A 15552-nucleotide genomic window follows, 5' to 3' on the forward strand; every position below is an offset into this window, starting at 1 on the left:
GTTCCACCTGCTGGGTTTGCTGTTAATTGAACTGTGAATCCTGTACAAACTTCTGCGTCATTAGCAACAACAGTTGGTAGAGCGTTTACGGTGACGACTGCGCCGTCACTATTCGTACATTCATTTGCGTCTGAATACGTATACGTAACATTATACGGTCCTGCTGCTAAACCTGAAGCATCAAACAATCCGGATGCGCTTACATTAGCACCACTCCATGTTCCACCTGCTGGGTTTGCTGTTAATTGAACTGTGAATCCTGTACAAACTTCTGCGTCATTAGCCACAACAGTTGGTAGAGCATTTACGGTGACAACCGCGCCATCACTATTCGTACATTCATTTGCATCTGAATAAGTATACGTAACATTATATGGTCCTGCAGCTAAACCTGAAGCATCAAACAATCCGGATGCGCTTACATTAGCACCACTCCATGTTCCACCTGCTGGGTTTGCTGTTAATTGAACTGTAAATCCTGTACAAACTTCTGCGTCATTAGCAACAACAGTTGGTAGAGCATTTACGGTTAAAATACCAGAGTCTTCTCCGTCGCAATCGGTATTATGATTACCATCAACAACAATTACTTTATATATGCCCCCATTATCAGCTAAAGATAAAATCGGAGTTGTATAACTATTATTTGTTGCTCCAGGTATCAAAACATTATTCAGATACCATTGATAAGAATAACCAGGAGTTGATGTAGTACTGAAAGTTGCCGTAGAACCAACACAAGCTTCTTCATCTGCTACAGATGGAACAGGATTATCATTAACAACCAAATTTACCGTACAAGGAGCCTCGGCTGGAACACCATCACTATCGCTCACTATGACAGAATATACTCCGGCTACACCAACATTTATTGAAGCTGTAGAGGCACTAAATCCATTTGGACCTGTCCAAGCAAAAGCATAAGGAGCACCTCCCGAACCATTAATTCCCGATGCGGTAAAAATAGCTGTTGCACCTGCGCATATTTCGGCAGATGAAGGAGTTACTGAACATGTTGGCGGCACAATGATTGTGTTAGATGCCATTTGTTGATCTTGACTTCCTAAGGTAACACAGTTACTGAGTGGCGAACATATATTATCAATATGAAAGTGATATGGAGAGCCACTAATTGTTGAAGCTCCGTTTCCAGCCCCCCAACCAGCACAAGCAAAAGAAGGTTCAGCGGCAATATGACATCCTAATACCAATAATGCTTTTGTTGAAGTAGGAGTAAATGTTACTGTACAATAAGTCTGTTGAGTACTTGAGCCATCTTCATTTCCCCATACGTAGGTAATATTTGAAACAGTTCCATTATAAATCCAAATGGAATTCTTATCTGGGAAAGCAGCATCTGCATTCTGTTGACATGCCATTTTTAGAGCTGTTTCATTATAATAACCCGCTGGAACTCCACCTGTATTACCTGCATTTGGGATAGGGAATACATAAGTAGATTTTACTGGATTATACCCTACCAAACCATCTAACGGACTAACAATTTCTTGAATACGATTAGGTCCAGTAAAAAAATCGAAAGCATGTTGTCCATCACTTCCTTGAATAATATTAATATTAAATGTAACCGATGCAGGGACATTCGGAGTAAGTCCATCTAGCTCAATACGAGTAGGTATCGACTGTCCTTCTGTAAAATGGGAATTTGTTGCTTGCGCATTTCCATTTGCCCAATTAACTGGACTAACAGGAGCTGAAGCAGGACCGTTTTTCCCCCATTGTGAATTATTTGTATTTGACTGGCCATATAAAGTAACTTGACCAAATACTAAAAGTAAAATTGTAAATCGATAGAACCAATTTTTATTAAATTCTGCTCCCAACAAAGAGGAAGCTTTACGCCAAACTTTAAACACCCCATTCAAATCAGGCGTGGAGCCATTCAAACATCGGGTATTTTCGCGATAAAATAGAATAAATTTTTTCATAATAATACGGTTTTAAGTACCATATCATTAGCAAGTTCAGATAGAAGGAGCTTCAAATAAAATTGAACTTTTTCCAATCATGAATTGAAATTTTAAAAAATTAAAAAAGTAAAAAGTAAAAAGAAAATCTATCAATTGATTTTTGTAAGGGAAATATTGCTCATAGCAATCACAATTAATCAATAGAACCATCTAATAAGTTAATGATTTGGAAAAGACTAGCCTTTCTCAATCACATTAAACACATTATATACTAACCCCATTTTTAGGTTTAGTGGCACAAAGTTAAATCAATTTTTAATTTCCATTAAATAATTTGAAACTATTTTTAAAAGTTTAACTTTTTAACAACTAATTAGCAATCAACTACTTATAATTTATTTTTAAATTACTAAAAGCAATTTCTATACTATAAATAAACGCTATAGATGTAACTATATAAATGTTCGTTTAACTACATTTTAATGTGAAAAGAAACTTAAAAAAAACACATAAAATTCCTTTAATAATCTTTTTTAGCTTTTTATCGAAAATTGCTGAACTATTTTCTTACGAAAAGTAAAAGTAAAAATTATTGATTTTCAAATAATTACACATTTTTCTTAAAAAACAGAGTCGAAAAATTAGGCTATATCTTACAAACATTTTAAAAATAGTGTATTTCATCGATTTTTTTGTTAATTTCATCGATGATATTTTTTTAAATGTTTAGTTTTGAAGCGGTTAACAAAATGAAAACGACTATGAGAAAATTAATTTTTACTACTCTACTACTTACAATTACATTCGGAACTGCTCAAAACAAAAATGATTTATGGAAAAAAAGTAATTTAAGTGAAATTTCCAAAAGAATTACTAAAACCGACTTACCTCAAAAAAACATTTTTGAATTAGATTTAAAAACAATGAAGAAAATGTTAGGTACATCTCCAAAAAGAGAAAACATCAACACTACTTTTAATTTGATTATAACATTGCCAAATGGAGAAGGCAAATTAGAGAACTTCAAAGTTTACGAAAACTCCGTTATGGCTCCAGAATTAGCAGCAAAATATCCTGAAATAAAATCTTATATGGCTGTTGGGATTGATAACCCAAATGCTCGTGCATATTTCAGTTATTCGCCTCTAGGATTCAAATCTATGACATTATATCCTAATCAATCGGCTGTATTTATTGAGCCGGTGTCGGACGATTTGATTACATATTCAGTTTATAAAAAATCAGACAAGAAAAAAGCATTTCAAAAATTTGAGTGTAATGTTATAGATGAAGCTGTTAATATGGTACAATCAAACGACAACACTACTCATTTAAGAGGTGCAGATGATGGAAAATTAAGAACTTTTAAATTAGCTTTATCTTGTACTGCTGAATATGCAGCTTACTTTGGAGGAACAAAAGCTGCTACTTTAGCTGCAATGAACAATAGCATGACTCGAATTAATGGTGTTTTTGAAAAAGATTTTGGAGTTAGACTAATTCTTATTGCGAATAACGACGCACTTATTTATACTAATTCGACAACAGATCCTTATTCTGATTATGCAAATAAAGCAAATTGGAAAACAGAAAATCAAACTATTTTAACTTCAACTATTGGGGAAGCTAATTACGATATTGGTCATTTATTAGGTGCTGGAACTGTTAATAGCGGAGATGCTGGAGCTAGAGGGTCAATTGGCATTGATAATTCTAAAGGTAGAGCTTACACCTGTGCAAATTCTACTAATAATCAAGGTGATACCTTCGATATTAATTATTTAGCTCATGAGATGGGACATCAATTAGGAGCCAACCATACTTTTACATATACAAATGAAGGAACTATCGCGCAACTAGAACCTGGAAGTGGATCGACAATTATGGGATATGCTGGAGTAACTATTAAAGATATTCAACAATATGCTGACGCTTATTTTCATTCTATTAGCATTCAACAAGTTACCGATATAATCAAAACTAAAACTTGTGCAACAATTATATTAACTGGTAACGCGGTACCAGTAGCAAATGCAGGAATAGATTATACAATTCCAAAAGGAACTCCTTTTATGTTAAAAGGCACTGCTACAGATGCTAATAGCACTGACGCACTTACTTACTCTTGGGAACAACTAGATTTAGGAAATGCAACTACAACAGTGCCATCAAGCGTTGCTACAACAGGCCCGCTATTTAGATCATACAATCCTTCAACTTCATCAACACGTTATTTTCCAAATATGAACACGATTTTAGCTGGATTGAGTTCTACTCAAGGTTCAAGAATTATTTCGGAAACATTACCAGGTGTAGCAAGAACCCTAAACTTTAGATTGACAGTTAGAGATAACAAAATTGGAGGAGGAGCAAACAATACAGACGACATGATTGTAACTGTTGATGGTGTTGCTGGTCCTTTTACAATAGACTCTCAAAATACTGCAATTTCTTATCCTGCAGGAAGTACTCAAACCATCAATTGGACAGTTGCTGGCACGAATGCAAATGGTGTAAACTGTGCAAATGTTGATATTTTATTATCGACTGATGGAGGGCAAACATTTTCTACAACCTTATTAGCTGGAACTCCAAATGATGGTTCTCAAAATGTAGTAATTCCAAATATTCCTGGCATAACTAACCGAATTATGGTTAAAGGTAGCAATCACATATTCTTTGATGTTAATAATACCAATTTCACTATTTCTAGTTCAGTTGTAGCCGACACAACTGCTCCAACGGCTTCAATACTTACAGCTTCAGGAACTACAACTTTAAGTACTAATTTATCTTGGTCAGCCTCAACTGATAATGTTAGTGTTATAGGTTATGATGTATATCAAAATGGTGTTTTTAAAACTAGTACAACTACAACAACTTTAGCTGTTAATGGTTTAAATGCATCTACAACTTACAACTTCTATGTAAAAGCGAAAGATGCTGCTGGAAACATTTCTCTTGCAAGTAATACGGTTAATGTAACAACTTTAGCTAATACTTTAGTGGCTACTCCAACATATTGTAATTCAAACGGAAACACTTCTGGAGAATATATAAACCGAGTGTTTATGGGAACAATTGATAATATATCGGGTAATAATAATGGTTATGGTAACTATACTGCAATGTCTACTTCTGTATCCTTAGGTTCAACCGAAAAAATTATGATTACCCCAAAATGGATGGGTACAGTAAGAGTAGAATTTTATAATGTGTGGATAGATTTTAACCAAAATGGAATATTTGAATCATCAGAACTTGTATTTTCAAAATCTAGATCAAAAAACTCTTCTGTTAGTGGCCCTGTATACATCCCTACAAATGCATTAACCGGAACTACAAGAATGAGAGTTTCTATGAAATACAACGCATTACCTTCGGTATGTGAAGTTTTTACAAACGGAGAAGTTGAAGATTATTCAATCAATATCATTTCGATTGCAACAAGAAATTCACAAGAAATTACTACTATTGAAAATAAGGAAGAAGAAACAAATGAAGCATCAAAACTTGATTTTAAATTGTATCCAAATCCAGTAAAAGGAGACATTGTTAATTTCACAGAAATGAAAGAATCAACTTCTTACAGAATCTACAATCTAATGGGACAACAAGTTGCGGATGGTCTTATTGAAAATAATGCTGTTAATGTAAGTGCTCTGATGCCAGCAATTTATATTATTGAAGTTACAGATGGTAATTCAGCGGCTTCAAAACGTTTTATTAAAGAATAAGTATTTCAAAAAACATAATTAAAAAAAAAAGCTGTCCAAATTTGGACAGCTTTTTTTTTACAAAAACTATACGCATAAAAAAATCCCACATTTCTGTAGGATTTAATTTTGGTGGGCGATGAGGGGTTCGAACCCCCGACCCCCTCGGTGTAAACGAGGTGCTCTGAACCAGCTGAGCTAATCGCCCCAATAAAATGCTTTACTATTACCGTATTGCGAGTGCAAATATACACTGAATATTTATAAATGCAAGTGTTTTTGAAAAAAATTTACACAATTTCTGCAACAACAAAAGTACTTCCGCCTATGTAAATAAAATCAGAATCATTTGCCGAATTTGATGCTGATTCATAAGCTTCTGATACCGAATTAAATACTTTACCAAACAAACCAAAATCACTAGCTCTTTGTTTTAAAATATCAGCATCTAATCCGCGAGGCACATTTGGTTTACAAAAATAATATTTGGCGTTTTTTGGAAATAAAGGTAAAATCGAGTCTAAATCTTTATCATTTACAACACCTAAAACCACATGAAGCGTTTCAAATTGATGTTTTTGAATTTGGTTTAATACAATTTTTAATCCGTGACTGTTGTGAGCGGTATCGCAAACTGTAAAAGGCTTTTGTTTTAAAATTTGCCATCTACCGAGTAATCCTGTATTTTGAATTACATTTTTCAAGCCTAACTTAATATGTTTCTCTTCAATTTTAAATTCCGAATGTAATAATTCAATAGCTTGAAGCACCGTTTTCTTGTTATGAACTTGATAATCGCCTAACAAAGCACATTCATAAATAACTTCTGGATTCTCTTGAGCAAAATATATCGGTGCACTTTCTAATTTCGCTTTAGCAATAAAAACTGGTTTTGTTTCTTCCGAATATTCGCCAACTACAACAGGCACATTTGATTTGATAATTCCTGCTTTTTCAGACGCAATTTTTGGTAACGTATCTCCTAAAAACTGAGTATGATCAAAACCTATGTTAGTAATTACTGAAACCAAAGGTGTAATTACATTCGTAGAATCCAATCTTCCTCCCATCCCAACTTCAATCACTACTACATCAACTTGTTCCTTCGCAAAATAATCAAAGGCTAAACCTACGGTCATTTCAAAAAAACTCAACTGATTAGCCTCAAAAAACGATTTATTTACCGAAATAAAATCCACAACAAATTCTTCAGAAATCATTTCACTATTAATACGGATTCTTTCGCGAAAATCTTTTAAATGAGGCGAAGTGTACAAACCCACTTTATATCCAGCTTCTTGTAAAATTGAAGCAATCATAGATGACGTTGACCCTTTTCCGTTGGTTCCAGCTACGTGAATGGATTTGAATTTAGTTTCTGGATGCTTTAAATGTTTTACCAATAAATACGTATTGGTCAAATCCTTTTTATAAGCCGAAGCACCTTGCATTTGAAACATAGGCAACTGAGCAAACATCCAATCTGTAGTTTCTTTGTAAGTCATTTTAATATTTAAAACGAATGATTTGGGCTTTCTTGCCATCCATATTCCCGCTATCCATTACAATCAATGCTAGCGCATTAGATTTTCATTACTATCGGGGTTAGAGAGCCAACTATTAGTATTCTTGGTTATTCTCCTACTTGAAAATTCACAACAACAAAACCAATTTGGGTTTCGGGTGCATTGGCATCAGGTTGCCATTTGAACGTTTTTGCGGTTTCAAGTGCCGGATTTACTAAACAAGGATTGGTATTAGTTGTCCCTTGAGAACGTTCTGCTTTTATAACATTTCCTTGACGATTTACCCAAATCTTAACCACAACTTTTCCAGATTCGTTACAATCTTGAACCCTTTTACTGTTTCCAGATAATTTTCTTCCAGCTAATCCCCAACCAGTTCCTTTTCCAGTTCCAATTCCGTCTCCTGAGCCACTTCCATAAAAACTATTAGCATATAAGCTTCCATTTGGATTACCCTTATCGCCTCCAGAATCATCATCTCCATGACCTGATTGTGTGGTTCCATCTTGTTTTGATCCTTTCAAAATGCTATTTAGCGCGCTATTACTTGGCTTTACAGGTTTAGTTTCTGTAGGTTTTACCACAGGCTTATTTTCAGAAGGCTTAACAACTGGTTTTTTAACTTCTTTTTTTGGTAATGTAATTGGTGCTTCTTCATCTTGAGTTAACACATCGTCTTCTTCTGCCGGAACAGGTTCAGATTGTGCTTGATCAGGTGACATTTGCACTGGTTCTGTTGGTTGAATCTCACCACTACCTGTATCGCTAGTTCCAAAGTTAACAGCAATTCCGTTTTCTGGTGGCGGATCCATGTAGGTTAATCCGAAAATAGTAAACAACAGAAAAAGTATCACAAAAATAACTGACGTTATTGTGAAAGATTTTTTCTCTTCTGGTGTTTCTAAAAATTTCATTTCTGATTATTTTGGATTAACAGCTACCACCATTTTAATTTGATTACGATAAGCAATATCCATCACTTTAACAACTTTTTCATGCGGAACGGATTTTTCTGCACGCAAAATAATGGCTTTATTTTCAGCATTTGCAAGCAAAGCGATTAACTGGTTTTCCAAATCGGCTTCGTTTACTTTTTCTTTATCAATAAAAAAATTCAAATCCTCATCAATACTAACTGCAGTACTTTTATTACTATCTGTTTTCCCTTTAGCTTTTGGCAATACTAAATCTAATGCATTAGTAGTTACCATTGTTGAAGTAAGCATAAAAAAGATAAGTAACAAGAAAACTATGTCAGTCATTGACGACATATTGAATTCTGTTGATACTTTATTTTTATTTTTTCCTATCCTCATTATACAGGTTCATTTAATAAATCTAAGAAATCTACTGCATTAGCTTCCATTTGGTTAACTACTTTATTGGTTTTTACAACTAAATGGTTATAACCAACATAAGCAATAATACCTACAACCAATCCAACTACTGTAGTGGTCATCGCGGTATAAATTCCTTCAGCTAAAACACCAACTTCAATTTGACCTCCTCCACTTGCCATTTCATGAAAAGCAAGAATCATACCAACAACAGTTCCAAGAAAACCAACCATTGGTCCTGCTCCTGAAATAGTTGCCAACATACTTGTGTTTTTCTCCAATTTATACAACTCTAAATTACCTGCGTTTTCAATTGCCGTATTAATATCTTCCAAAGGTTTTCCAATACGAGAAATTCCTTTTTCAATTAATCGAGCTACAGGCGAATTAGTTTGTGCACATAACATTTTTGCGGCATCTAGTTTACCTGACATAATATTCATTTTAATATTATTCATAAAACTAGCATCTATTTTTGAAGCTTTATTAATTGCCATCAAACGTTCGAAATACAAAAACAATGCAAAGAAAAGTTGAAGAAATAGAACAATCATGATAATTTGACCACCAATGCCTCCACTGGTAAGTAAACTCCATATTGATAATGTTTTTTCTGTTACTTGTTCGTCTGCTATTACTTGGCTAGCTACTGCTAAACTATCGGCTTGAAGAAATAAACTCATACTATATATCTAATTTGTAATTAAAACGTAGATTAAAATTAATTATTGTTATCTAATATAATGTTCTATAAATAAGAAAGCCATTGCTCCTGTTATAAATCCAGCGAAAGCTAACCAAGTTATTTTTTTTAAATACCAAATAAAATCGATTTTTTCCATACCCATTGCTGCAACACCCGCAGCAGAACCAATAATTAACATACTTCCTCCTGTTCCAGCAGAATATGCTATGAAATGCCAAATTGAATGATCCATTTCATAAGTATACATTCCCATTGAAGCAGCAACTAGTGGTACATTGTCAATTACAGCTGACAAAATTCCTAATAGAATTACCACAACATCCATACTTGGTATTGCATTTGAAATACTTTCAGCAGCAAAACGTAAAGTTCCAACCTCTTGCCCATTTATAGAACCAAAAACTAAACTTTCTAAAGCGGCTACTGCCATTAAGATTCCTAAGAAAAATAAAATACTCGATATTTCAATTCTTGATAAAGCTTTATTTGCAGAATATAAATGCTTTCTGCTTTTATCAAAATTATCTTCTGGATGAATATATTCAGATACCATCCACACAACAGCTAAACTCAACATCATTCCCACATAAGGAGGCAAGTGAGTTAAAGTTTTAAAAATAGGTACAAAAACAATTGCTCCTAATCCTAACCAAAGCATCGTTTTACTACTTAGTAATCGCTCACGATCTTCATGACTTTTTTCATCAACTTCAATTTCTCCTTTAAAAACTTTCATTCTTGAAGCTAAAGCGAATGGTACAATAAAACATAAAATTGCTGGAACAATAATATATTCCGACAAACCTCCTGCAGTTACTTTTTTAGCAATCCACAACATTGTAGTTGTAACATCTCCAATTGGAGACCAAGCTCCCCCAGCATTTGCCGCAATAACAATTAAAGAAGCATACCAAATACGTTCTTCTCTATTTTGGACTAATTTTCTCAATAAAGATATCAATACAATTGTAGCTGTAAGGTTATCAATAACAGCAGATAATATGAACCCTACAATTCCGGTAATCCATAAAAGTCTGATTTTACTTTTGGTTTTCACCATATCTTTCAATACGTCAAAACCTCTATGTAAATCGATTAATTCAACAATAGTCATAGCTCCAATTAAGAAAATTAAAATTTCGGCTACTTTACCAACATGATGTAAAAGTAAACCTTCAAAACCATGCTCTTGTTGATGAATATCAGTGGAATTAATATTAAAAACTGTTCCATAACCATCAATTACTGAAAACCAACCCTTGTGAAAACCAATAGCTAATAAAGCCCACATTAGAGAGGCCATTAATAGTGCTGGAACGGTTTTATCTAATTTTAAAGGATGCTCAAGTGTTATTGACAAATATCCAATAACGAATAGAAGTATTAATATTGCTTCCATGATTTATTTATTTTTATACAAGTTGTTTCAAAGCAATTTCAAAAGCAGTTGCACTGATATTCTTTTTATCTGAATTTATAGCATGTGCATTTTGAATTGCATTTTTGATTCTGTTTGAAGTATCAGAGAAAATAGCTTCATCTGTCATTTGTACTTTTTTCTCCATGAAATAAGCAAAAACTCTTGCCATTCCACAATTTGCAATGAAGTCAGGAATTAAACTTACTTTTTTATCAGTTTCTTCCATAATTGGTCCAAAGAAAATTTCTTTATCAGCAAACGGAACATTAGCACCACTTGAAATAACTTCCAAACCAGAAGCAATCATGCTATCTACTTGTTCCTTAGTAACCAATCTTGAAGCCGCACATGGAGCAAATACTTGAGCACCCATTGACCAAATCTTCTCGTTGATTTCAGCAAAAGGAATCATATTATCGGCTACTAATTTATTCCCATCTTTATTCAAGAATAATGTTGTAATTTCTTCGAATGAAAATCCGTTTTCGTTGATAACGCCACCATCTCTATCGATAATTCCAACCACTTTAGCTCCCATTTGTGCTAAATAAAAAGTGGCTGCCGAACCTACGTTCCCAAAACCTTGAACGATAGCTTTCTTCCCTTTAACATCACCACCGTAAATAGTATAATAATGACGAACTGCTTCTGCCACTCCGTAACCTGTAATCATATCAGCTACTGTATATTTTCTATTTACATCTGGAGAGAAATTTGGATTTTCAATCACTTTAATTACACCTTGGCGTAATTGTCCAATTCTATTGATTTTATCTGCTTCTGTTGGTTTAAAGTGACCGTTGAAAACACCTTCTTGTGGATGCCAAACACCACAATCTTCTGTCATAGGAATTACTTCGTGAATTTCATCTACGTTCAAATCACCACCAGTTCCGTAGTAATTTTTTAATAATGGAGAAACCGCTTTATACCATCTTTCTAAAACACCTTTTTTTCTTGGATCGTTTGGGTCAAAATTGATTCCTGATTTAGCACCACCAATTGCTGGTCCTGAAACTGAAAACTTAACTTCCATTGTTTTAGCTAATGAAAGTACTTCGTTCATATCTAATCCCTTACGCATACGAGTTCCACCACCTGCAGCTCCACCTCTTAATGAGTTGATTACTGTCCATCCTTCTGCATCTGTTTCAGGGTCTTTCCAATTAAATACTATTTCTGGTTCTTTGTTTTCAAATTTTTGTAATAAATCTTTCATTGTGTTGGTTAAATTTTATTCGTTTTACAAATATACATAATCTGTTTAAGGACTAAAGCCTAAACTCTAATTTTTAGTTTTTAATAACATTCAATTAAATACAACTCCTGTCGAATGATTTTTACTAGCTCCTGTTACTGAGGACAATACATTAATTTCGTTTCGCAATTTCAAAATTCCTAAAAATCCAAAAATTAACGCTTCTTTAAATTGAATGGTTTTATCATCTGGAATTACAACCTCGGTTGTAGGTAAATAATTACGTAATCTATCTATTAAAAATCGATTATATGCTCCTCCTCCAGTTATGAATAATTTTGAATTTGGTTTTGAACAAATCTTCGCAATTTGAATAGAGATATGTTCTACAAAAGTGCGAAGTTTGCCTTTTACATCAATTGAAAACGAGTTTATCAAAGGAAAAATTTTCGCGTTTACAAATTCCATTCCCAAAGATTTTGGATATGGCAAAGCATAGAATTCCAAATCATTCAATTGTTGCAATAAATCTTGATTGATATTTCCAGATTTTGCAAAATCTCCAGCATCATCATAAGGAAAGCCTAATTCATTTGCATAGAAATTTAAAACGGTATTCACTGGCGAAATATCAAAAGCAATTCGGTTACCATTTTCATTAAAAGACACATTCGAAAATCCGCCTAAATTCAAACAATAATCATATTCCGAAAAAAGCAATTCATCTCCAATTGGAACTAATGGCGCACCTTGACCTCCTAATTGCACATCTTGTACTCTAAAATCACAAACAATCGTTTGATTAATTAAATCACGAATCATTGGAATATTTCCAATTTGAAGCGTAAATCCGTTCTGAGGTTGGTGTAAAATTGTGTGACCATGGCTACAAACGGCATCGATTTCAGTGAGTTGATATTTAGATATAAATTCAGAAATTATCGAAGCTAAAAGTTTTGTATAACTAACATTCAATTCTTCTAATTCAGATGGATTAAAATGAATTGCATTTTTCAATTTAGTAAGCCATTCTTCCGAGTACGAAAAAGTTTCGGATTGAAAAATTTCAAACGTCCAATTCTCTGAATGATTGAAATTTATATAAGCCAAATCGACTCCATCTAACGATGTGCCCGACATAACTCCGATAACGTTGTAGTTTTCTTTAAACATGGGTTAAAATTACAAATTGTTATTGAAAATTTGGTAATTAATCTTTACATTTGGTTCCTGAAATTACAAAATAATCAAACATTACATCTAAATAATATGGATTTTAAATTAACCGAAGAGCATTTAATGATTCAGCAAGCTGCTAGAGATTTTGCTCAAACAGAATTATTACCTGGAGTTATTGAAAGAGACGAACATTCAAAATTTCCAACAGAACAAGTGAAAATGATGGGTGAACTTGGGTTCTTAGGAATGATGGTTGATCCAAAATACGGAGGAGCTGGATTAGATAGCGTTTCTTACGTTTTAGCAATGGAAGAAATTGCAAAAGTAGACGCTTCTGCTGCGGTTATTATGTCGGTAAACAATTCATTAGTTTGCGCTGGTTTAGAAAAATACGGTTCAGAAGAGCAAAAAATAAAATACTTAACGCCTTTAGCTAAAGGTGAAGTAATTGGAGCTTTCTGTTTATCAGAACCAGAAGCAGGTTCAGATGCAACATCGCAAAGAACTACTGCTATTGATATGGGCGACCATTATTTAGTAAACGGAACTAAAAACTGGATTACGAATGGTGGAACAGCTTCTACTTATTTAGTAATTGCTCAAACTGATGCTTCAAAAGGACACAAAGGAATTAACGTTCTTATCGTAGAAAAAGGAATGCCAGGTTTTGAAGTAGGTCCAAAAGAGAAAAAAATGGGAATCCGTGGATCGGATACACATACTTTATTATTTAATGATGTAAAAGTTCCAAAAGAAAACAGAATTGGTGCAGACGGATTTGGATTCGCTTTCGCGATGTCAACTTTGAATGGAGGAAGAATTGGAATTGCATCTCAAGCGTTAGGTATTGCACAAGGAGCTTACGAATTAGCGTTAAAATATTCTCAAGAGCGTGTAGCTTTTGGAAAACCAATTTTCAATCACCAAGCAATTGCTTTCAAATTAGCAGATATGCACGTAAAAATCACATGTGCAAGATTATTAATTCACAAAGCAGCTACCGAAAAAGATAATGGTGAAGATATTGCACATTCTGGCGCAATGGCAAAATTATACGCTTCAGAAATTGCATTAGAAGTAGCAAACGAAGCTGTACAAATTCACGGCGGAAATGGTTACGTAAGTGAATACCACGTAGAAAGAATGATGCGTGATGCAAAAATCACTCAAATTTACGAAGGAACTTCAGAAATTCAAAGAATTGTTATTTCAAGAGGTTTAGTAAAATAGTTAAACCATAAATGATACAGAAATCCGACTTTAAAAGAGTCGGATTTTTTTATTGGCGTTCCCATAAAGGTCGGGCTATCCGCACTCGCTTTACTTAAAATCCTGAGGAATTTTAAGTAAGAGCTCAAACAATGCTCCTATCCCTAACGCGGAATTGGTTTTCAATTGAATAATTTGTTAAAAATACTTAGATTTGAATTAATTACGAAAAATAAAATTATTTAATGAGAAACAATAATAAATTAGCATACTTCATTATTGCTATATGTACTATATGGGTGTTATTTTCAATATCAAAGTCGTATATAAATGACATTAAATTAAATAATTATGGGATTGAAACTATTGGTAGAGTAATTAAATTTAAAGGTATATCAAAGACAAAAGGATTTGAATATATTTATAACGTGGAAGGAAAACTAAAAAAATCAGAAAGTTTGATTGGTTTAGAAGAAAACATAAAGTTAGGCGATTTTTACAAAGTTGTCTATTTACCAAGTAATACAAATATTAAAAAAATATATTCAGACGAAAAAATCAAAGATACTGTAGCCATCTTAAAAGCAGGGTTTTCTAGAGAAGACATTGAGAATATGCCAAAATAGTAACTCTACAACCATTCAAAAATCCTAAATTAAAATAGGATTAGTTAACTAGTTCGCAAAAGATTAAACGGCATTGATGTATGATTCAGAAATGCCGTTTTTTAAATAGTAAAAACAAGAAATCCTAACCGTTAAAAGTTAGGATTTCTTATTTTCGTCCCATCGGGACGGAATATTGGTAACAAAAAACCCCTCATCGAATGATGAAGGGTTTTCAAAAGAAAGGCGGCGACATACTCTCCCACATAACTGCAGTACCATCTGCGCAGTCGTCCCGAAGCTTCGGGATTAACTTCTCTGTTGGCTATCTTTAATCAATTTTTTCTAAAAATGATACATAACAAAAAAACCCTATCAAAATTGATAGGGCTTTTCAAAAGAAAGGCGGCGACATACTCTCCCACATAACTGCAGTACCATCTGCGCAGTCGGGCTTAACTTCTCTGTTCGGAATGGGAAGAGGTGAGCCCCGACGCAATAACCACCTTAAGAGGTTAAATTGCTTTGAGCAATTTTTCAATTGGTAATGTTTGATTAACAATTGAACAATATCTTAACATACTGAGATAAATAAATTTAAAGAAAGTTTCTCTGCGCCCGAAGGCGCAGATTTATACATAAGCTAACGGGTTATTAGTACTACTCGACTATGACATTACTGCCTTTACATCTATAGCCTATCAACGTGGTCATCTTCCACGACC

At 33.7% G+C, this 15552-nt stretch carries 11 protein-coding genes, 1 tRNA gene and 2 rRNA genes; 3 read left to right on the plus strand and 11 right to left on the minus strand.

Annotated elements, in window-relative coordinates; translation table 11 throughout:
- Positions 1 to 1949: hypothetical protein (locus B0I03_RS12865; RefSeq protein ID WP_146603299.1), on the minus strand; the 1949-nt coding region annotated here is incomplete at its 3' end.
- A 743-nt stretch (positions 1950 to 2692) separates the two neighbouring features.
- On the opposite strand from B0I03_RS12865, the gene B0I03_RS12870 reads away from it, so the two are divergent.
- Positions 2693 to 5668 (plus strand): reprolysin-like metallopeptidase, encoded by a 2976-nt coding sequence (locus tag B0I03_RS12870; RefSeq protein WP_111567854.1) that lies wholly within the window; start codon positions 2693 to 2695, stop codon positions 5666 to 5668.
- 109 nt (positions 5669 to 5777) lie between these two features.
- Here the strand turns inward: B0I03_RS12870 and B0I03_RS12875 are convergent.
- From B0I03_RS12875 to B0I03_RS12910, 8 genes are all read right to left on the minus strand, one after another.
- Positions 5778 to 5855 (minus strand) — tRNA-Val (locus tag B0I03_RS12875).
- A gap of 82 nt (positions 5856 to 5937) precedes the next feature.
- Positions 5938 to 7152 carry a bifunctional folylpolyglutamate synthase/dihydrofolate synthase gene (locus tag B0I03_RS12880; protein WP_111567855.1) on the minus strand — a complete coding sequence of 405 codons (1215 nt, stop codon included), beginning with the start codon at positions 7150 to 7152 and terminating at the stop codon, positions 5938 to 5940.
- 128 nt (positions 7153 to 7280) lie between these two features.
- Positions 7281 to 8087: an energy transducer TonB gene (locus B0I03_RS12885; RefSeq protein WP_111567846.1), complete on the minus strand. Its 807-nt coding sequence runs from the start codon at positions 8085 to 8087 to the stop codon at positions 7281 to 7283.
- Positions 8088 to 8093: 6 nt separating this feature from the next.
- Positions 8094 to 8489, minus strand: a complete 396-nt coding sequence (locus tag B0I03_RS12890; protein WP_111567847.1) for an ExbD/TolR family protein — start codon at positions 8487 to 8489, stop codon at positions 8094 to 8096.
- Positions 8489 to 9193, minus strand: coding sequence for a MotA/TolQ/ExbB proton channel family protein (locus B0I03_RS12895; protein ID WP_111567848.1), 705 nt, complete (start codon positions 9191 to 9193; stop codon positions 8489 to 8491). The genes B0I03_RS12890 and B0I03_RS12895 overlap by 1 nt, the downstream gene beginning before the upstream one ends.
- Positions 9194 to 9241: 48 nt before the next feature.
- Positions 9242 to 10615 carry a sodium:proton antiporter NhaD gene (gene nhaD, locus B0I03_RS12900; protein WP_111567849.1) on the minus strand — a complete coding sequence of 458 codons (1374 nt, stop codon included), beginning with the start codon at positions 10613 to 10615 and terminating at the stop codon, positions 9242 to 9244.
- A 13-nt stretch (positions 10616 to 10628) separates the two neighbouring features.
- Positions 10629 to 11855: a Glu/Leu/Phe/Val dehydrogenase dimerization domain-containing protein gene (locus B0I03_RS12905; RefSeq protein ID WP_111567850.1), complete on the minus strand. Its 1227-nt coding sequence runs from the start codon at positions 11853 to 11855 to the stop codon at positions 10629 to 10631.
- Positions 11856 to 11945: 90 nt separating this feature from the next.
- A complete protein-coding gene (locus tag B0I03_RS12910) occupies positions 11946 to 13007 on the minus strand; it encodes an anhydro-N-acetylmuramic acid kinase (protein ID WP_111567851.1) in 1062 nt (353 codons plus the stop codon).
- Between the two features lie 96 nt (positions 13008 to 13103).
- Here B0I03_RS12910 and B0I03_RS12915 point away from each other — a divergent pair, with 96 nt between their 5' ends.
- A complete protein-coding gene (locus B0I03_RS12915; protein ID WP_111567852.1) occupies positions 13104 to 14243 on the plus strand; it encodes an acyl-CoA dehydrogenase in 1140 nt (379 codons plus the stop codon).
- Positions 14244 to 14467: 224 nt separating this feature from the next.
- Complete coding sequence (locus B0I03_RS12920) at positions 14468 to 14848, plus strand: hypothetical protein (RefSeq protein ID WP_111567853.1); 381 nt, start codon at positions 14468 to 14470, stop codon at positions 14846 to 14848.
- A gap of 379 nt (positions 14849 to 15227) precedes the next feature.
- Here B0I03_RS12920 and rrf read toward each other — a convergent pair.
- Positions 15228 to 15337 (minus strand): 5S ribosomal RNA (gene rrf, locus B0I03_RS12925).
- A 124-nt stretch (positions 15338 to 15461) separates the two neighbouring features.
- Positions 15462 to 15552, minus strand: a 23S ribosomal RNA gene (locus B0I03_RS12930); the annotation flags it as partial.

This window comes from Flavobacterium aquaticum (assembly GCF_003259835.1).
Classification (GTDB): Bacteria; Bacteroidota; Bacteroidia; order Flavobacteriales; family Flavobacteriaceae; genus Flavobacterium; species Flavobacterium aquaticum.